Raw genomic sequence first — 18,711 nt, 5'->3', positions numbered from 1 at the left:
TTTATAAAATAGGGAAGTGGTCTTGCCAGGTTGAATCGGCGACCGGCGCGGAAAACGGGCTTCCGGCTTCATGCGACAGGCAGGCCATGCGCAGCCGGCGGGGAAGCGTGCGCAGATAAGTCGGAAAAAAGTAGGCATGAGCCGGGCGAATCAAAAAAGGCCGGTAAACCCGCCGGATTTGCCTGACCATCAAGCGGATTGGGAAAAAAGGAAAGGGAGATTCCATTTTATACTCCATTTAGATGTTATTTACCATCTAAAATAACTCTAAATAGAGTATATTGTTTTCAACGCCGAATGTCAATCCAATTTCACCACCGGTTTAATCGGCGAAAGACGGTGCTTTGTGTGGTACACTCGCAGAGGGGAACAGTCCCTTATCCCATTTTTGCTGAGGTCAACGATGAGCGCTGAGAGTAACCGAACCAACTGGATCAGCGTGATCCTCTACCTGTTTGCCGGCGTGATGCTGGCGCTGGCAATCATCCTCTTGATTGCGATGATCGGAGCTGCCAACGCCTTACCCGCCAATCAAATCTTCTTCCAGATGTTCGGCCTGGGTGAACTGGCCAACCTGATCATCCGACCCTTGCAGTCGGCTTTGATCAACGCCGGCATCCTGGCAGCCGTGCTGATGACGGCCATTGCTGCCCTGCTTTTCATCGCCGGACGGATGAACGCCGCTCAGGTCCGGCTCAGCGAACGCGTGCGCCGGTTGGAGGAAAGAATGGCATCCGAAAAACCTGAGTAATGCGCTCTTCCATTCTGTTCCGGTGGGCATCAGCGTACAGAAATCCGATTCAGCGCAATGACCCCATCCGCCGTTTGGTCGAAGATCAGACGTATCCCGGCCAGTGAGTTCAGGTCCAACGCAGGGTTAACTTCCCCAAACCATTCCAGCGGAAAATCAAAAGTTTGGAAAATCGGCTCGGAAAGCGGGGTGGCGTGCATGAAAGCGGCCTTGGCAAACACCCCTTGAATCTGCGGTTGTAGCAAGGCATATCGGCTGAGCGGAAGGCGGGCAGCATTGCCACGGTCGTCAAAAACCTCAATCGTCAATTCCAACGGCGTGGCAGCAGGCAAAGGACGCTCGCTGCTTTTTTCATCCTGATGCGGAGATTCAGCGGCATCCGCCAGCGAGAAGGATAAAACCCGCCCATCCCCCGCTGCAAGCCCCTCCTCCGGCAGGTAAAGGGTAAAACTGGCGGGGGAAGATGAGCCGCCATGCCAGCCCAGGTAAACCGCCTTGAAACCAAACTCACCCCATTTTCCCCTGACCATCTGTTCATTCCAGCGAGTCAGGTTAAGCCCTGCGAATCGGCCGCCGCGCAGCGTGGTAGTAGTCAGGTCAATGTCTTCACTGAAATCCGCCAGTGTCCGCGTTTGACTGTCCTGATATTGATTGAGGTAAATCGTATCTGGAAGCCAGTTCCGTCCACCGCGCAAATCCTGAAACAGACGCCGGTAGGCATTCTCTCCCTGCAAAGTATCCGCCAGGAAGGCGCTAACCAGCACCCGGGCAATGCGCTGCTGATCGCTTTGGGGGAGCAACTGGCGCAGGTTGTATAAACGCGGGATCGGCTCGGCCATGTCTTTTTGCCCCCACACGCTGTTGAACTGCCCATGATTGGCGCCGTAGATGTAAACCGAGGCTTTATAAAAATCACCTTGTCCGCTGAACTCCAACCGTTCAAATGGGGCAGCGCCCATCATGGTCAGCACATCCATGTCGTGGGTGCCATGCAGTACCAGATAGTTGACATCTTGCAGCGGTGTGCGCAAGCCGCAGGGTTGATACTGTCCATCCGCCGGCGCCAGGGCGATTAAAGAGCGGATGTTGAAACCATAGTCGAATGCCAGAGCGGCATTATCCGGGTAGTACGCCAGGCGATTGAAAGCCGCGGCCACCACAATCGCCTCACCACCGCGCGAATGTCCCATCAACGCAATCCGATTCAGGTCAACCCGCCGGTAGAAGGGGCTGCCGGCCTGTTCGTTCCATGCGCGCCACTGGCGCAGATGTTCCAGCACCAGCCAGCCACGCGCATCCGATTCTTCTTTCAAAGGACTGAAAAAGAGCGCATCGCCCCACGCCGAAATGTTGAGAAAATTCTCATCCAGCGCCACAAAAATAAAACCGCGCGAAGCCAGCAATTGCCCCAGGTAGTCGTAACCGCTTTCCGAGTATTCTTCCATCGGGTGATTGCCATGCACGGCAATCACCAGCGGAAAGCGCCCCTCAGCCTGTGGATACCACACCCGCCCGTTGAGCGGTAATTCGGCGGGCGAAAACCCCCAATAAGCCGTCCGCAAATCAGACCAACCCTCCAAAAGCAGCGAGCCGTCCACCCGCGGCGTCAACACCGCCGCCTGTGCGCCGTATTCGGGGCGAAGCCTGTCCTCGCCGCTGCCGTAGGTCAGCAAAGCCACCGGATATGGCCCGCTCTCGGCGGGATTGGGCAACGCCAAAACAGGAATTTGAGCAAGGTTTTGGGCAGCCGCATTGATGGGTGGTTCGGCGGGGCTGCCCGGCCAGGCAAGAAAGGCGCCAACCAAAGCCAGAATCAAAATTCCGCCGCAGGTCTGCACCACCCCCACAAGTCGTGGCTTACGGCTGGTTGCCTCTGGATGGCGGTACAACAGCCCTCCCACCCCACCGCCGACCAGCCCGGCACCCGCCAGAATCACAGCCAGTACAGCCGCCGCTCCCGGCAGCAACGCTAAGCTCAACGAAACAAGGACGGCAGCGCACAACAGGAACACCAGCAAAGCAAACCGAAACAGCCGCGGCAGTTTTCCCAACAAAATGCCGAGGCCAAACACCAGGCCCGCCGCGGCCGTAACCAACCCCATCACACTTGCTGCAACCGCCAGCCAGATACTCGTTCCGCCGTGGCGGGATAAGAAGTAGCCCGTCAGTGCAACAATCAGCAAGAATGCTGCCAATACGGCGCTTGCGGCGCCCCGCCAGGTTGCCGAACGAACAGAAGACGGCGGGGAAGAGGTTTGTCGAGTTGGGGGGAAGTCTTCGGGCAGGGAGGAGGGCATCGGGCAATTCCTTTCGCTGATTCGAGTGTTTCCACCCCAGCATAAACCGCGGAGGGATTTTCCGCATCCCTCTGGCGGATAAAACCCGCCTGTCTGAACGGCCAGTCCGGCCATGCTACCCCCAACTGAGGGTAAAATTAGGCTATGTCCACCCATCGCATCTACTTTGGAGACAACCTGCCGATATTGCAATCCCTGCCCTCGGGCAGTGTGGAATTGATTTACATTGATCCGCCCTTCAATACCGGACGGGTGCAGCAGCGCGTCCGCCTGCGCACGCACAGCGACGGCGGCGGTGACCGGGTCGGGTTTGGCGGCCGGCGCTACCGCACCGTGCGGCTTGGCTCGCATTCCTACGCCGATATTTTCGATGATTACCTGGCCTTTCTGGAACCCCGCCTGCGCGAAGCTCACCGCCTGTTGCAGCCCAACGGCAGTTTGTACTTTCACATTGACTACCGCGAGGTGCATTACTGCAAAGTACTGCTCGATCAGATTTTCGGACGGGAATGCTTTCTCAATGAAATCATCTGGGCTTACGATTATGGCGGACGCACCCGCCGCAAATGGCCGCCAAAGCACGATAACATCCTCTGGTACGCGCGCGACCCGCACAACTACATTTTCAACACCGATCTAATCGAACGCATCCCCTACATGGCGCCGGGACTGGTGGGCGCTGAAAAAGCCGCCCGCGGCAAACTGCCCACCGATACGTGGTGGCACACCATCGTCCCCACCAACAGCAAAGAAAAAACCGGCTACCCCACCCAAAAACCGCTCGGCATCCTGCGGCGTATCCTTCAGGCTTCTTCCACACCCGGCGGGCTGGTGCTGGATTTTTTTGCCGGCAGCGGCACGACCGGGGCGGCGGCTCTGGAACTGGGGCGGCGGTTCATCTTAATAGATAACAACCCGCAGGCAATTGCCATCATGCAGCAGCGTTTTGCGGGTGTCGAAGAAATCGAATGGATCAATTGTGATTTATCCCCCACGGAGAACCCATGAACCCCAATCAAACTGTTCCGCTGCTGGAATTTGACCCGGCTGAACGCGCCATTTTGGAACCCCGGCCGGTCAAGTTGACTCAACCCGCTCCGCCCCGTGCCGTGCTGTGCTTTTTTCAGGATGTGATCAACCGTCTGCGCCGTAAAGGCCGGCTGAAGGTCATCGGGCGGTTGAAGTCGGAAATCGGCCCGAACCCGTTGTACATCCTGGAAGAGAATGGCCAGAATTTGCTGGTGGCTCATCCGGGGGTGGGCGCCCCGCTTTCAGCCGGTTTTCTGGAAGAGATCATCGCCCTTGGCGTCAACCGTTTTATTGCGGCTGGCGGATGCGGGGTAATTGACCACTCGATCAACGCCGGTCACCCGCTAATTTTGACAGGGGCGGTGCGGGACGAGGGCGTTTCATATCATTATCTGCCCCCCGGCCGGGAAGTCAGTGCCAGCCCGGCAGCCGTGGCCGCCCTGCAAGCCGCTCTCAAATCGGCGGGCATGCCCTACACCCTCGCCAAAGCATGGACAACCGACGGCATCTACCGCGAAACCGTAAACCGCCGTGCCACACGGCTGGCCGAAGGCTGTCAGGTGGTGGAGATGGAAGCGGCGGCTTTCTTCGCAGTGGCTCAATTTCGCGGCGTCACCTTTGGGGAGCTGGTCTATGGCGGCGACCTGGTCGTGCCGGAGGGCTGGGACAGCCGCGCCTGGCACAAACGCGCCGATGACCGCGAACGCATCTTCTGGCTGGCGGTGCAGGCCTGCCTGCACCTGTGATTTGTGATATAAAAAAGACATGCTCGACCCAAACGCTCACATGCCAACGCCGGATTATGACCCCACCGCCTTGATCCTCTTTGGCGGCGGCGGTCACGGCAAAACCCTGATTGAACTGGTGCGCGCCGCCGGGACTTATCACTGGGTGGCGGTGGTGGATGACGGCCTACCGCCGGGCAGCGAGGTGCTGGGTGTGCCGGTGGTGGGTGGCGCGGCGGTCCTGCCGGAGTTGTACGCCCGCGGTGTTCGGCTGGCAGTGAACGGGGTGGGCGGCATCAATCACCCCGAAGTGCGCCTGAAAGTATTTGAAACGCTGGCGGCAGCCGGCTTCAACTGCCCGGCGCTGGTGCATCCAACCGCGTGGGTGGATTCTTCGGCACGGCTGGAAGGCGGCGTGCAGGTTCTGGCACAAAGTTACGTCTCGGCCTGCGCGGTCATCGGCTACGGCAGTGTGCTGAACGCCGGGGTGGTCGTCTCTCACGATTGCGTGATCGGCAAATGTGTCAACCTCTCGCCGGGTGCGCTGCTGGCCGGCGGTGTAAGGGTGGAAGATTTCGCCCAGATTGGCATGGGCGCCACCATCAATCTCAATTTGACAATTGGACGCGGGGCGCGGGTTGGCAACGGCGCCACCGTCAAGGCGGATGTACCGCCCGGCACGGTGGTCTATGCCGGCAGCGTTTATCCGCCGCGATGAACCCAGACTGAGGAGGTAGCCTATGTTTCGCAAAAATCCACCAGCAGGATCGCCGCCACCACCGCCCACCGAGCGGGTTACATCGGTGCTGGGGCCGGGCATCAACTGGAAAGGCAGCCTGCACGGCAGCGGCGGCGTGCGTATCGAAGGCACTTTTGAAGGCGATATTGCCGTGCGCGGTTTGGTGGTGATCGGTGAGACCGGCCGGGTCACCTGCCCGGAGTTGCGTGCCAACACCGTTGTGGTCGCCGGAGCATTGCGCGGCAACATCCTTGCCGAAAAACTGGAAATCCGCTCCACCGGTCGGGTATGGGGCGATGTGACCGTCGTTTCGTTCTCCACCGAAGAAGGCGCTTTCCTGCGCGGTCAGGTACGCATGGAAGAGCAGGTGGAAATTGTGGTAGAAATGCCGCAAAGTGAAGAGGATTTTTCCACACCAGCCCAGAGCGATCAGGAATAACCCATGCCGGTATTGACCACGGCTCAATGGGTGGGGTTGGTCAGTGAAGCGCTGGGGGTGATCGCGGTCATCATGCTGCTGGGCATCAGCCCGCGGCTGCGTCGGGTGCCTCCGCTGCAATTTCAATATCCGCGCCGCGAGGGGTTGGTTGCACTGGCGCTGGGCGGGGGCATGGTGCTGCTGGCTTTCCTGATGGCCGCTCAACCGGCAACTGCCCGGGAAATCCAACGCGGCGGAATTGCCTCCCTCTATCCGGCGCTCAGCCTGGCAGTACTGGCCGGAGCGCTGAGCGGAGCAGCCCTGATTTACCGCCGTCAGCCGCCGCGCAGCGCCGGCTGGGGACGGGCTTTATTCGGGCCGGCGCTTCAAATCGGCATTGCGGTGGGCTTGTTGAGCATCTTCCTGCGCGGCATGCTCACCCGCCTGCTGGGCGGGGTCAGCCCGGAGCAGGCTCAAGCCCTGCTGCTTTTACTGGCCATTGCGGTGGGGGAAGAAACCCTGTTTCGCGGCTACTTGCAGCCGCGGTTTTCCGCCTGGCTCGGCAGCCTGCCCGGCTGGCTGCTGAGCGCCGGCTTGTTTGTGCTGTATCAGTCGCCCCGGATTTTCTTGCTGCCGGCTGAAAGTCAGTGGACGGGCTGGGGGGTTACCATTTTGCACAGCCTCCTGGCCGGCTGGACGATGATGAAGGTGCGTCATGTGGCTGCACCTGCCCTCTACCGCGCCATTTCCGGCTGGCTGCTGTTTCTGCTCTAACCCCGGACCGGAACAGTCAATTCAAACCCTGTTTGAGCCGCCGTCAGGCGGCGCGGCGGTCTCCCCCAAAGCCGTTACAGGAAACCGCCGCAACCCCTCCATTTGGGTTATAATGAAATACAATTCGGATAATTATTGTCGCAATAGAGGAAATGAGATGAGCGCATCCCTTCGTACAATTCACCAGATCATCGAGCCGAAAATGGTCATCGAAGGCGCCGGCGTGCGCCTGCTGCGCTCGTTTGCGCCCAGCCGCGAAAACCGATTCGACCCGTTTTTGCTGTTTGACCATTTTGCCTTCAACGACCCGCGCGAAACGCCGCTGGTGGGCTTTCCCACCCATCCGCATCGCGGCATCGAAACGGTCACCTACATGCTGGAAGGCAGTGTGCGCCACCGCGACAGCCTCGGCAACATGGGGGTGATCGCCGCCGGGGATGTGCAGTGGATGACCAGTGGACGGGGTATCTTGCACGAAGAAATGCCGCGCCCCAGTCAGGCCGGGCGGGTAGATGGCTTTCAACTGTGGGTCAACCTGCCGGCAGCCCTCAAGATGAGTCAGCCGCGTTATCAGGAAATCCAATCCGCCCACATTCCGCTGCACGAAAAAGACGGTGTTTCGGTGCGCGTGGTAGCCGGTGAGTACGCCGGCATTCGAGGACCGGTCACCGAAATTGCCGCCCAACCGATTTACATGGAAGTCCAGTTACTGCCCGGCAGCCGCTTTGAACTCGACCTGCCCCACGAACATACCTTGCTGGTGTATCTGTTCGAGGGATCGGCAATGTTTGGTGAACAGCAGGTTGTTTCGGCTGTGCGCATGATCACTTTCCACCCCGGTGAACGGCTGGTGGTCGAGACCGGTCTGGCTCAGCCCGGCGGGGTCAGCGCACCGGCGCGTTTCATGCTGATGGCCGGCGCCCCCTTCGGTGAACCGATTTACCCCTATGGGCCATTTGTGATGAATACCATGGAAGAAATCCAGCAGACGCTGGCGGAACTGCGCGCCGGCACCTTCATTCAGCCGGCCTGAGTTGATCAAAAGACGTTCCAACGCTCTGCCCAAAGGACACCCCCCCGGCAGGTTGTTTTCTTTTACAATTGCCGGCTCTCGGAACGATTGTCTGGTCAGCGAAAGTTGTATAATTCAGATATGGAGGAACACAACCAGCCCCCATGCGCAGGAGAGATCGGTTTAGAGAAGAGGAGGGACCAGATCATGCGCGCTCTTTTCGGGATTGGTATTCTCATCATAATTTTGATGCTGACCGGCTGCAACGCGCTGGCGCAACCCACCCCCACGCCGACCAACACGCTCACCCCCAGCCCACCACCGCCGACCGCCACCCTCACCCCATCACCCACCCCCCTGCCCACCGCCACCCCCACGCCGACGGCCACACCGTTTGCCCCCTTTGAGGTGAAAACCGCCGTGGATTGGGTCAACGTACGCGCAAACCCCGGCTATCTGTTTGCCGTTCAGGCCAGTGTGCGCAAAGGGACGGTCTTTACCGTGCTCGGCAAATCCCCCGGCGGCGAGTGGATTCGGGTGGAGAACGATAAGGGCATCAGCGGTTGGATTTTTGCCCAACTGCTTGAATCACCGGTGGATTTACGGGCTGTGCCGGTCATTCAGCCGGAGAACGTGGTGACCGTCATGGGGCGGGTGGCCGACCGCACCGGTAAACCGATCAGCGGCATTCAATTCATGATCACCCAGGGCGAAGCACCCAATCAGCAGCGCACCGATGCGATGACCGACCCGGAAGGAGTCTTTTACGCCTTCATGCCGCCCACGGTACGAGGGGATTGGGTGGTGGAGTACACCGCCATCTCCTGCACCAGCAACCTGATGGACGAAAAATGCAACTGCATTGGGGGAACGTGCGGCAGTCCCGAACCGTCCAAAATGACCATCAACCTGCCGGACTTCCCGGCGCTGGTGTTCGAGTGGAAGTAAACGGCCTGTTCACGCCTGGGGAATTTGACCGGTGGGCAGAGAACTACGACTCGGAAGTCGAGCGCGGTCAGGGCCTCCCCTTTGAGGGCTACGCCGGGGTGCTGGAGCGGGTCTTTCAACGCGCCGGGGTTCGGCCCGGTTTGAGTGTGCTGGATCTCGGCTGTGGCACCGGCAACCTGACCGCCCGCTTTGTGCAGGCCGGCTGCCGCGTGTGGGGCAGCGACTTTTCCGCCGAAATGCTGAAAATTGCCCGCCGCAAAGTACCGGGGGCCAGATTCTTTCAACACCAGTTGGGCAATCCGCTGCCCGCCGATGTGCCGCAGCATTACGCGCGGATGGTCTCTGCTTATGTTTTTCATCACTTCGATCAGGCTGGCAAAATTGCCCTGCTCACACACCTGCGCAATCACCTTGAACCCGGCGGCTGGATCGTGATCGGTGATATTGCCTTCCCCAATGCGGAAGCACGCCAACAGGCAAAGCAAGCCGCCGCCGATGCATGGGACGAAGAACCCTACTGGCTGGTTGAGGACGACCTGCCGGCCCTGCGCGCCGCCGGCTTTCAAGCCGCGTTCGAGCCGGTTTCGTTTTGCGCGGGGGTGTTCCTGATCCAACCCGAAATGGCTTGAATTCGGTTAAAATCAACCTATGCCGTGGGAAATCTGGGGTCATGATTGGGCGGTGCGCCTGTTGCAGCAGCACATCCGCAATGGGGAAGTGCGCCATGCTTACCTGTTCAGCGGTCCGCCCGGCGTGGGAAGGCGCACGCTGGCGCTGGCCTTCGCGCGCGCCTTGAATTGCCCCCAGCCGGTTCAGCCCGGCGAACCATGCGACGAATGCCGCACCTGCCGCCAGATTGCCCGCATGGAACACGCCGACCTGAGCGTGATTCAGCCAGCCGAAGGTGCCAGCAGTCTCAAAGTGGAACAGGTGCGCGAATTGCAGCGCAGCCTCTCCCTTTCCCCCTACGAAGCCCCCTACCGGCTTGCCCTGCTGCTCAATTTTGAACAGGCCACCCCCAGTGCGCAGAACGCCCTGCTCAAAACGCTGGAAGAAGCCCCGCCCAAAGTCATTTTATTGCTGACTGCCCCCACCCCCGAAGACGTACTGCCCACCATCCTCTCGCGCTGCGAGGTGCTGCGCCTGCGCCCGATGGCGCTGGATGCACTGGCCGACCACTTGCAGCGCAGCGCGGGTGTCCCAATAGAGCAGGCGCGCCTTTTCGCTCATTTGAGCGGGGGACGTCCGGGGATGGCCTTGCGCCTTCTTCACGATGAGCAGGCGCTCACCGAACGCCAGCGCCGAATTGATCTGTTCTTCACCGCTCTGAGCGGCGACCGCTTGACCCGCTTTCAAATCAGCGAGGGGCTGGCTGAAGGCAACGACCGCGAGAAAATCCGCGCCGTGCTGCAAACCTGGAGCAGCCTGTGGCGGGATGTGCTGTTGATTTGCGGCGCATCTGCCGGGGCGCTCACCAACCTTGACCAGCGCGAGCGGCTCGAAAGCATTGCCGCCCGCCTTGACCTGCGGCGTGCCTACGCCTGCCTGAACGCCGTTGAGCAGGCCCAGGCCGGACTGGACGCCAACCTCAATACCCGCCTGCTGCTGGATGTCCTGATGCTGGACTTGCCTTACCTGAATGCCTAGTACTTCATCAAAAAAGTTTTGTTAGGCAGCACGATTTGAGCAAGATCTGGCACAGCTCGACCGAGTCCATGCAAGGATTAAAACTCCAGACAAGAGCAGGGACAAGCTTGAACAAGCAGCCTCTCTCATCCAGCGGGCTGCGCACAGCATTGGCTCCGCGATTAAGCGCGTGGGTATATATCCTGGTCGTCTTTACATCCTTATGCCCTAATAGCTCCTGAACAGTACGAACACCTGCCCAGAACCGAGGGAAGGGGCACTTCTCCGTGCCCGGAAGCAAGGTCGCGCTCATGAAGGTGTTTCACCGCCTGGAGTTAAGCTTGCAAGGACAGCTCAAGGGTTACTGGCAGCCTGGTCGTGCGATCATGCCTTCCTTTTGGGTCACGCACCATAATCCGGTGTTGTTCAAAGTCCACATCTTTCACCCGCAAACGTCAGCCGCTGCCATAAGCTGGGTCATCAGCAGGGTTTCTCCGCTCATCTGGCGCAGCACTCGCTCGACCTCAGTCTTCGAAACTAGCGTCGGCAGATGTTTTGGCCTCCTCGCCTGAACTGACTGAAATGTCAAATTGAGGGGTAAGTCAAGCACATCACGGTAGAGAAAGATAAGTGCGCTCAAGGCCTGGTTTTGAGTAGAGGCAGAAACATGCTCGTCTTTCGCCAGATGGGTGAGGAAGGCTTCGATCTCAGCGATACCCATTTCAGCCGGATGGCATCTCGAAGCAGATCGAGAAGTTTTTTGGGTCTTGGAGAGGATGGATCAGGCATAAAAACAGTTGAAATTTTTCCCTAGTTTAATATAATCTATTTAGTAATAATTCTAATCGGAGGGTCTTAGATAACCAGGCATAATCGCGGTATAACCCACTTCATTGGTCTAGATATACGGCAAAAATGCAGTGTATCAGAAGTCTGTATAATATAATCGTTAGTCCGCCCATTGTGTAATCGTTTCAAAGGTCAACAATGTCAAAGAACAATATTCCTACCTATGACGAAATGATGAATCCCCTACTCCGAGCGATGAAAAAATTGGGTGGATCGGGAACAGTTGAAGAAATCAACAGTAAGGTTGCAGAAATTTTAGGCTTGCAAGATGAGCAGTTGGATATTTTGCACGATTCAAAACGTGGTGGACAAACTGAATTTGAATATCGGTTAGCATGGACACGCAGTTATTTGAAAAGGTACGGGATTCTTGAAAATTCTAGTCGTGGTGTTTGGGCATTAACTCCTGAAGGCAGAAACCTGACAGATGTAAATGAAAAGGAAGTTGTCAGAGTAGTGCGAGGGCAATTACGGGCAGAACGTTTAGAAGCCACTGAAGTTGACGAAGAAAGCAAAACGCTCACTTGGCAAGAAGAGTTGCTCGAAACGCTGATGAAAATGGAGCCAGATGCCTTTGAAAGACTGATACAACGATTTTTACGAGAATCTGGTTTTATTCAAGTTGAAGTTACAGGGCGCAGTGGAGATGGGGGTATAGATGGTCGTGGTATTATGCGCTTGGGTGGTTTATTGAGTTTTCATGTAATTTTTCAGTGTAAACGCTGGCAAGGCGCAGTAAGGGCAAATCAAGTAAGAGATTTTCGTGGCGCAATGGTTGGACGAGCCGATAAAGGTTTACTGGTTACAACGGGAACATTTACCAAAGATGCCGTATGGGAAGCCACCCGTGATGGCGCACCTGCAATTGATTTGATAGATGGCGATCAGTTGGTTGAAAAATTGCGAGAGTTGGCTTTAGGCGTAAAAACCGAAAAAATCCAGGTTGAAAAGGTGTCGGTTGATAAAAATTGGTTTGCTTCGCTATAAAAAAGCGGGCTAACACCGTTAGCCTGCTCTTGAGATGTTATTATGGATATTGGTTTTTCAAGATATCTTAGTAAAATACAAGGTTACAAGAGTGCGTCGCAGAAAGCGCGTATTCTTACGGAAGCGTGGGCATCCGACAATCTTGAATGTCCTTCTTGTGGCGGGACATTGTCTCTTTTGCCGGCGAACTCACGCACATCTGATTTTCAGTGTCAGTCTTGTGGGGAAACCTATCAACTTAAAAGCCAATCAAAACCTTTTGGGAAGAAGATACTAGGGGCAGAATACAATACCACAATCCAAGCAATTAAGAATGGAAGGCATCCTTCCCTGATCCTCCTACAATATGATCTCAAGAACCTATCTGTTCAACAGGTTAGAATACTTCATCGGTCGTGGATAACTGAACAAAGCATCATTCCTCGTCGCCCTTTAGGTCCACAAGCGCGACGCGCGGGTTGGCAAGGGTGCTTATTGGCACTTGAATCTATACCATGTACTGCATTTGTAGATGTGGTGCAAAATGGTTCAGCAAGCCCACCAACAATAGTCAGGTTGCAATGGCAGACTGCTCATTCTGTGTCAACGCTAACCTTGGACCAAAGGGGATGGGTTGCTCTCGTCCTACGGATAGTAGAATCACTACCCCAACAGTTCACACTTCAACAAGTGTACGCTTATGAGAAAGAATTGGCTAAATCCTATCCCGCTAACCAAAACATACGAGCCAAGATTAGGCAACAACTTCAAATTATCAGAGACTTGGGCTTGATACAGTTTATCAAGCCAGGTGTATATCGTAAAATTTACCGATCTATGCAATAGGCGGGCTAACACGCGCTTCCACCTGACGCCGCTCCGCTGCGCTTCACGGCGCAGGTGAAGCGCAAACCGTTAGCCAGCCCTTTCATGAACAATGGAGAGCATTAGAGTTGGATACTAAGAGTGCTTTTGATTTACTCCAAAGGTCTTTACAAGACTTGTGTGATGCTTTCAATCAGAAGAAGTTCTTTCCTTTGCTGGAAGCAGACGTAGCGGCTTATCTTTACTATCGGCTTCTCGAAAATGGATGTCCGCTTTCAGAAATTTACAGCGAAACCCGTCTCTGCGGAGTTTCTCGGGGAGAGCGCAAGTTTGATCTTGTCATAGGCCAAGCCAATACCACCCCGGGGTGTGTCCAGCCTGTACTTGTTGTTCAGATAAAAGCCTTCCAGCGCTGGGGGCACTCACCTCAACAACATAGGCGTCGCTTTAAAAGCGTTTTGTCGGAAGACATAGAATCATTGAAACAAATTTCAGGCATTTTGCAGGACGGGCGAGCCGAAGTTATTGCTGATTTCGTATTTACGTCACAAAGCAGTGGCTATCTGAGTGGCAAGTGGAATGGTAGAATTCGACGAGATATATTGGCTGAATTATGTAGAGAAGCCAACATTGCTTTATTCTGGATTCGTCCTGATCGTCAAGATCAGATGGAAATGGAAAGGATTGTTTGAAAGGCTTATTTCAAAGAACCACGGGTTGGATAACACGCGCATCTACCTGACGGCTTCGCCTCGCTGCGCTCGGCTCGCCGCAGGTGATGCGCAGGCCGTTAGACTGACATCCGAACACGCGAAGGGAGAATCATGAGCAAAGTATTCGTCAACATTAGCCTTAGTCTCGATGGCTACATCGCACCGGAAGGAATGACCATGGAGAACTGGGACAACCCAGACTACAAGGACTGGGGCGCCAAGTGGGGTGCGCTGATGGGCTGGATATTTAATCAACAGTACTTCCGCGAGAATCTCAAGCTTGGACCAGGTGGAGAGACCGGCCCAGTCAATGAATTGCTTCGCACCACCACGGAGCGTATCGGAGCCAACATCATGGGCAAGCGAATGTTCGACGGTGGCGAGCGTGGTTGGCCAGAGGAGGCTCCGTTTCACACGCCGGTATACGTTCTTACTCACGAGAATCGGAATCCCTGGGTACGCCCTGGTGGAACGACCTTTTATTTCATCAATGACGGGCCAGAGCGTGCCCTAGAGTTGGCTCGGGAATCCGCAGGCAGTCGTGATATTCGTATCGCGGGTGGAGCGGATGTGATCCAGCAGTACCTGAACCTGGGTGTCGTTGACGAGCTGGAAATCGCCCTGGCCCCCGTGTTGTTCGGTGGCGGGCGGCGTCTCTTCGAAAACCTGCGCGAGCCGTTGCCGCAGTTTCGCATTGACAGGGTTCTTGATAGTCCAGCCGCCACACACTTGCGCTATGTGCGTCGGTGAGGGCGGCCTAACAACCGTTTGCAGCGGACGCTCCGCTGCGCGGCTCGCCACAGGTGATGCGCCGCTCGTTGGGCGGCTTAATCCGTTCCACCACACCAACACGCTTTGTCGTTCACAATTTCAGCATGGGAGACTTTTTATGAACACTTTTACTGAACAACCATTACACGTTACTATACAAGATTTGACACCTGCCTTTATCGTCTATGTGTCTTGCCAACTACAACAAGCGACGGGTAGTTATAACGAACAAATTCGGGATGGTTTTCAACATATAAAAGACTGGGCTCAACGGTGCGGCTTCGACCCTTCAACCCTAAAGGTAATTGGCATCCCACGCACCAACGGCGCTCAATTAGTTGGTTATGAGTGCGCACTAGAACTTCCTGAGTCCATTTCCCGAGACACCGAAGGTGTCCAAACAAAAGAACTACCAGGTGGGCGTTATGCAATCCTATCACTTGAGAAAGACTCAAATACGATAGGAGAGACTATCGGGCGTTTCTTTGCGGAGTATGTGCCACAACATCAACTGATTGTAGACCCGCAACGTCCCAGTTATGAGGTCTACTACGAGCATACTATGGACTTTTGTGTTCCGATTTTGTAGGCGTTCATAGATAGGAGCAGACTATGTTTAAATATGTTGTCCCTAAATTCCCTGCTGCTAATGTAAAGGCTTCGGTCGAATTTTATAAGAGCAAATTTGGCTTTGTGGAGCTTTTCAACTATGGCGATTATGCTGCCGTGAAGCGTGACTCGGTGGAAATTCATTTATGGGAATGTCAGGATAAGAATATCGCCGAAAACACTGCTTGCAGGATAGCGGTAGACAATATTGAAGTGTTGTATAAGGAGTACCAGCAAGCAGAGGTTATCCATCCAAACGGGGCTTTAGAAGAAAAGTCTTGGGGCAGGAAAGAGTTTGTCGCGCTTGATATGGATGGAAACGGGCTCTTTTTCTTTGAAGATGATTAATTCCTGAAAGAACGCCGCCCAACATGCGCTTCCCCTGACACCGCCTCGCTGTGCTTCGCGGCGCAGGTGAGTCAAACGTCGGGGAGCCGGGTCAATCATTGTTCTTCTTTCACCGGGTACAATTTTTTGAGTTTATCCCTGGCATTCGGGATGGTGAAACGTCAATCATTGGTTGCCGGGCGGCGTTCCGTTCAGCTTCCCAAGCGCCGATTTGGCTTGCTACCATTGCTTGGCTACCCAACCTGCGATCCAAGCATTGTTCAGTCAGAACAGAGATTTCGACTTCAGTTGTGTTCAGGCGTATAGTGAAACTCCAATTTCCTGGTGAGGTATGGGGCTGACTGGTGAGAAAAAGCCTCCTAAAAGGCGGCGAGCAAATGGGCGGTGATATGGAATCAAAAAACAAAACTGGCGGGCTCAATACCCGCCAGTCTAATCTTCGGGATAGAGATCTACGCCAGCCGGATATTCTTGAACGCCTCCACCTGCGCTCGAATGGCGCGTTCGGTGGGCAGACGCTCGATGCTGGACGCCCCAAAGAAGCCGACAATGCCCGGCATGCGCGCCAGTGCCTTGCCGACCTGATCGGGTTCGTCAAACGGCCCACCGTGGCAGATGACCAGAATGTCCTTGCGCACCTGCTTGCCGGCTTCGGCAATCTCCAGCACCTTGTCTATCGCTTCGTCAAGCGTCATCGCCACCCCGGCGCCAATACTGCCGGAAGTCGTCAGCCCGACATGCGCTACCAGCACATCCGCGCCGACCCGTGCCATCTCGCGCGCTTGATCGGCATCGAACACGTAGGGCGAGGTGAACAAATCCATCTCGTGCGCCAGCCGAATCATCTCGACTTCTTTGTCATAGCCCATGCCGGTGGCTTCCAGGTTAGCGCGGAAGTTGCCGTCAATCAACCCGACGGTCGGAAAGTTCTGCACGCCCGAAAAGCCAATTTCGCGCAGCTGCTTGAGAAAGACCGGCATCAGCCGGAACGGGTCGGTGCCGCACACCCCGGCCAGCACCGGTGTATTCTTGACCACCGGCAGCACTTCGCTGGCCATCTCCACCACAATCTGGTTGGCGTCGCCGTAGGGCAGCAGGCCAGCCAGCGAGCCACGCCCGGCCATGCGGTAGCGTCCCGAATTGTAAATGATGATGATGTCGGCCCCACCGGCTTCGGCAAATTTGGCTGAAATCCCGGTGCCGGCTCCCGCGCCGACAATGGCGCGCCCGGCGGCAACCTGCGCCTGCAAACGGTTTAAAATTTCCTGACGGGTGAATGCCATGCTTCCCTCCTTGACTTAAGATTTTTTCAACATCTCCAACAGGGTTTCGGCAACCCTGCCGGAAAATTCCGGATCGTTGATATTGGCGTCTATCTCAATATACGGGATACCCGGTTTGAGATTTTTGCGAATGGTTTCAAAGCAAGCCCGGTCGGCTTCTTCGTCCCAAAAATCCCCGCCGGGACTGTCGAGCATTGAAACGCCCTTGAGGGGAATGAGAACTGCCACTGGCCCGGTGGATTCGTTGGCTGCCCGCGCCAGCATCTCGCCAATTTTGATGTTTTCTTCCACATTGGTGCGCAGCAGAGTCACATTCGGGTTCCACTGGTACAATTTGCGGCCTTTGTACTTTTCCGGCACGGTTTCGATGCCCCAGAAGTTGGCCATGTCCACGCACCCCGGCACCAGCACGGTAGGAATGCCCTTGCGGGCTGCCGCCAGGCAGCGTTCCGGGCCTGCGCTCAGCACCCCGCCGCACACCTCATCGGCCAGCTCGGTGGTGGTGATGTCGAGGCACGCGGTGATATAACCATCGCTGATCAGGCTTTCCATCGTCCGTCCGCCGGTGCCGGTGGCGTGAAAGACCAGCACCTCATAACCGGCATTTTCCAGTATCGAACGGGCATGATCTACCGCCTGGGTGGTATTGCCGAACATGGAAGCCACAATCAGGGGTTTGTCGGCTTTGGCGGCGGGGGCTTCCATCTTGACCATGCCGCTGATTGCCCCGGCGGCGTTGGTGTAAATCACCCGGCTGATGCTGTTGATGCCGGCTACATCCACAATCGAGGGCATGAAAGTGATATCCTTCGTGCCGGCATATGCCGAAACATCCCCGCCGGCGACGGTTGAAACCATCACCTTTGGCACACCCACCGGCAGCGTGCGCATCGCTGCCGTGGCAATCGAAGTGCCGCCCGAACCGCCCATGCCGAGAATGCCGTCCAGTTTGCCTTCGTCGTAGAGTTTGCGCACCACCTTCGCCAGCCCGGCTGCCATGACGCGCATGGCCTCGTCTTTGTGCTTGCCGTCCGCCAGCACCGCCAGATCGCCGCCCCCGGCTGCCGCCACTTCACTGCGCGGAATATCCGGCGCAAAGGCCGGTTCGCCGATCACGCCAAAATCCACCACCAGCGTTTGCAGTCCCTGCGCGGCAATTAAATCGCGCACGAAGGCAAATTCCTTGCCTTTCGTATCCAGCGCCCCAACCAGCACAACGGTTTTTGGCATATTGACCTCCTTTGGAAGATTTTGGGAAATGGGGAGAAGAAAGAACCGTTTCTATTGTAGAAGATTCGGGCATGAAAGACAATTATGATCAAAGCAACTTGTTATTAATGAGATTCGGTGACGCTGCGCAGTCCATCCAGCACCAGCCGGCGGAAGAAGGCCGCCATCTGGCGGGGCGGGTAGGGCATGCCCGCTTCCAACCACCACACCAGCGTACCCAGCAGGCTGGCGGCGAAAAACTGGGCAATCACTTCCAGCGGTATGTGCGGCTCGCTGGTCAACCCGCGCCGCTCCCACCAGCGGCGGGTGAACTCCAGCGCGTACTGGATGGTTAATTCCCGCAGGCGGCTGGTGGCTTTAATCGAACCCTCGCTGCGCAGCATGGCACGGTACAGATCCGCATTTTGGGCAGCGTGTTCAAAGACCAGCGCAATCGGCAGACCGGCGCCTTCGCCGTTTTCGTTGAACAACGTTTCCGCCGGTATCTGCACAATCTGACGGGCCAGTTCATCGGCGCTCTGTTCGATGCTTTCCAGAAAGAGGTGTTCCTTGTCGCGGTAGTGCAGGTAAAAGGTGGTTCGGCCGAGATCGGCACGGCGGGTGATGTCCTCTATCGTCACCGCATCGTAGCCTTTTTCGAGAATCAAGCTGGTCAGCGCTTCGCGCAGCAGCCGCCGCGTCCGGCTGACCCGCCGGTCAGGTCGTTGGGCAGGTGTGCTCATGTTATCCTAACCTGAATTGCTGTTCAATTCTGAACAGCCTCCGAGAATTGCTTCTTGACAGCCGTCCTTGCTGATT

22 protein-coding genes and 1 pseudogene are annotated in these 18,711 nt (G+C 56.3%); 16 read left to right on the top strand and 7 right to left on the bottom strand.

Going from position 1 to position 18,711, the window contains the following annotated elements; genetic code table 11:
* Window position 1: 1 nt before the first annotated feature.
* Window positions 2-226 (bottom strand): hypothetical protein, encoded by a 225-nt coding sequence (locus AC812_RS01895; RefSeq protein ID WP_061913155.1) that lies wholly within the window; start codon window positions 224-226, stop codon window positions 2-4.
* A gap of 177 nt (window positions 227-403) precedes the next feature.
* Here AC812_RS01895 and AC812_RS01890 point away from each other — a divergent pair, with 177 nt between their 5' ends.
* Complete coding sequence (locus AC812_RS01890; protein ID WP_061913154.1) at window positions 404-751, top strand: hypothetical protein; 348 nt, start codon at window positions 404-406, stop codon at window positions 749-751.
* A gap of 29 nt (window positions 752-780) precedes the next feature.
* On the opposite strand, the gene AC812_RS01885 is transcribed toward AC812_RS01890, so the two are convergent.
* Window positions 781-3,048, bottom strand: coding sequence for a poly(ethylene terephthalate) hydrolase family protein (locus AC812_RS01885; protein WP_061913153.1), 2,268 nt, complete (start codon window positions 3,046-3,048; stop codon window positions 781-783).
* A gap of 144 nt (window positions 3,049-3,192) precedes the next feature.
* Between AC812_RS01885 and AC812_RS01880 the strand changes: the two genes are divergently transcribed.
* The 9 genes from AC812_RS01880 to holB all read left to right on the top strand — a co-directional run bounded on the left by AC812_RS01880 (window position 3,193) and on the right by holB (window position 10,340).
* Complete coding sequence (locus AC812_RS01880) at window positions 3,193-4,056, top strand: DNA-methyltransferase (protein WP_061913152.1); 864 nt, start codon at window positions 3,193-3,195, stop codon at window positions 4,054-4,056.
* On the top strand, window positions 4,053-4,823 hold the full coding sequence (locus AC812_RS01875) for a nucleoside phosphorylase (RefSeq protein WP_061913151.1): 771 nt from the start codon (window positions 4,053-4,055) through the stop codon (window positions 4,821-4,823). The genes AC812_RS01880 and AC812_RS01875 overlap by 4 nt, the downstream gene beginning before the upstream one ends.
* A 19-nt stretch (window positions 4,824-4,842) precedes the next feature.
* Window positions 4,843-5,520: an acetyltransferase gene (locus AC812_RS01870; protein WP_082148878.1), complete on the top strand. Its 678-nt coding sequence runs from the start codon at window positions 4,843-4,845 to the stop codon at window positions 5,518-5,520.
* Between the two features lie 22 nt (window positions 5,521-5,542).
* Window positions 5,543-5,980, top strand: coding sequence for a bactofilin family protein (locus AC812_RS01865; protein WP_061913150.1), 438 nt, complete (start codon window positions 5,543-5,545; stop codon window positions 5,978-5,980).
* Between the two features lie 3 nt (window positions 5,981-5,983).
* A complete protein-coding gene (locus AC812_RS01860; protein ID WP_061913149.1) occupies window positions 5,984-6,733 on the top strand; it encodes a CPBP family intramembrane glutamic endopeptidase in 750 nt (249 codons plus the stop codon).
* 157 nt (window positions 6,734-6,890) lie between these two features.
* Window positions 6,891-7,766 carry a pirin family protein gene (locus tag AC812_RS01855; RefSeq protein WP_061913148.1) on the top strand — a complete coding sequence of 292 codons (876 nt, stop codon included), beginning with the start codon at window positions 6,891-6,893 and terminating at the stop codon, window positions 7,764-7,766.
* Window positions 7,767-7,952: 186 nt separating this feature from the next.
* Window positions 7,953-8,693, top strand: coding sequence for an SH3 domain-containing protein (locus tag AC812_RS01850; protein ID WP_062158755.1), 741 nt, complete (start codon window positions 7,953-7,955; stop codon window positions 8,691-8,693).
* Window positions 8,684-9,322: a class I SAM-dependent DNA methyltransferase gene (locus AC812_RS01845; protein ID WP_061913146.1), complete on the top strand. Its 639-nt coding sequence runs from the start codon at window positions 8,684-8,686 to the stop codon at window positions 9,320-9,322. The genes AC812_RS01850 and AC812_RS01845 overlap by 10 nt, the downstream gene beginning before the upstream one ends.
* Before the next feature lie 19 nt (window positions 9,323-9,341).
* A complete protein-coding gene (gene holB / locus AC812_RS01840; protein WP_061913145.1) occupies window positions 9,342-10,340 on the top strand; it encodes a DNA polymerase III subunit delta' in 999 nt (332 codons plus the stop codon).
* Between the two features lie 127 nt (window positions 10,341-10,467).
* Here the strand turns inward: holB and AC812_RS18430 are convergent.
* Window positions 10,468-10,572, bottom strand: a pseudogene (locus tag AC812_RS18430) (integron integrase); the annotation flags it as partial.
* 189 nt (window positions 10,573-10,761) lie between these two features.
* Complete coding sequence (locus AC812_RS17415) at window positions 10,762-11,097, bottom strand: site-specific integrase (RefSeq protein ID WP_272897791.1); 336 nt, start codon at window positions 11,095-11,097, stop codon at window positions 10,762-10,764.
* 209 nt (window positions 11,098-11,306) lie between these two features.
* Between AC812_RS17415 and AC812_RS01825 the strand changes: the two genes are divergently transcribed.
* The 6 genes from AC812_RS01825 (at window position 11,307) to AC812_RS01800 (ending at window position 15,400) form a co-directional block, all read left to right on the top strand.
* Complete coding sequence (locus AC812_RS01825; RefSeq protein ID WP_061913142.1) at window positions 11,307-12,155, top strand: restriction endonuclease; 849 nt, start codon at window positions 11,307-11,309, stop codon at window positions 12,153-12,155.
* 42 nt (window positions 12,156-12,197) lie between these two features.
* Entirely contained in the window at window positions 12,198-12,980 is a 783-nt protein-coding gene (locus AC812_RS18425) for a DpnI domain-containing protein (RefSeq protein WP_061913141.1), read from the top strand.
* Between the two features lie 107 nt (window positions 12,981-13,087).
* Window positions 13,088-13,651: a hypothetical protein gene (locus tag AC812_RS01815; protein ID WP_061913140.1), complete on the top strand. Its 564-nt coding sequence runs from the start codon at window positions 13,088-13,090 to the stop codon at window positions 13,649-13,651.
* Window positions 13,652-13,783: 132 nt separating this feature from the next.
* Window positions 13,784-14,422: a dihydrofolate reductase family protein gene (locus AC812_RS01810; protein ID WP_061913139.1), complete on the top strand. Its 639-nt coding sequence runs from the start codon at window positions 13,784-13,786 to the stop codon at window positions 14,420-14,422.
* 139 nt (window positions 14,423-14,561) lie between these two features.
* Complete coding sequence (locus AC812_RS01805; protein ID WP_061913138.1) at window positions 14,562-15,032, top strand: AraC family transcriptional regulator; 471 nt, start codon at window positions 14,562-14,564, stop codon at window positions 15,030-15,032.
* 23 nt (window positions 15,033-15,055) lie between these two features.
* Window positions 15,056-15,400 carry a VOC family protein gene (locus AC812_RS01800; RefSeq protein WP_061913137.1) on the top strand — a complete coding sequence of 115 codons (345 nt, stop codon included), beginning with the start codon at window positions 15,056-15,058 and terminating at the stop codon, window positions 15,398-15,400.
* 452 nt (window positions 15,401-15,852) lie between these two features.
* Here the strand turns inward: AC812_RS01800 and AC812_RS01795 are convergent, their stop codons facing one another.
* From AC812_RS01795 to AC812_RS01785, 3 genes are all read right to left on the bottom strand, one after another.
* A complete protein-coding gene (locus tag AC812_RS01795; RefSeq protein WP_061913136.1) occupies window positions 15,853-16,683 on the bottom strand; it encodes a phosphoenolpyruvate hydrolase family protein in 831 nt (276 codons plus the stop codon).
* Between the two features lie 15 nt (window positions 16,684-16,698).
* Window positions 16,699-17,913 carry a Tm-1-like ATP-binding domain-containing protein gene (locus AC812_RS01790; RefSeq protein WP_061913135.1) on the bottom strand — a complete coding sequence of 405 codons (1,215 nt, stop codon included), beginning with the start codon at window positions 17,911-17,913 and terminating at the stop codon, window positions 16,699-16,701.
* A 104-nt stretch (window positions 17,914-18,017) separates the two neighbouring features.
* Entirely contained in the window at window positions 18,018-18,635 is a 618-nt protein-coding gene (locus AC812_RS01785) for a TetR/AcrR family transcriptional regulator (protein ID WP_061913134.1), read from the bottom strand.
* Between the last annotated feature and the right edge of the window lie 76 nt (window positions 18,636-18,711).

Origin of the sequence: Bellilinea caldifistulae (assembly GCF_001306055.1) — a bacterium.
In the GTDB taxonomy this organism is placed as follows: Bacteria; Chloroflexota; Anaerolineae; order Anaerolineales; family Anaerolineaceae; genus Bellilinea; species Bellilinea caldifistulae.
Note: the sequence above shows the minus strand (reverse complement) of the source record. Positions and strands in the feature narration are given on the sequence as shown.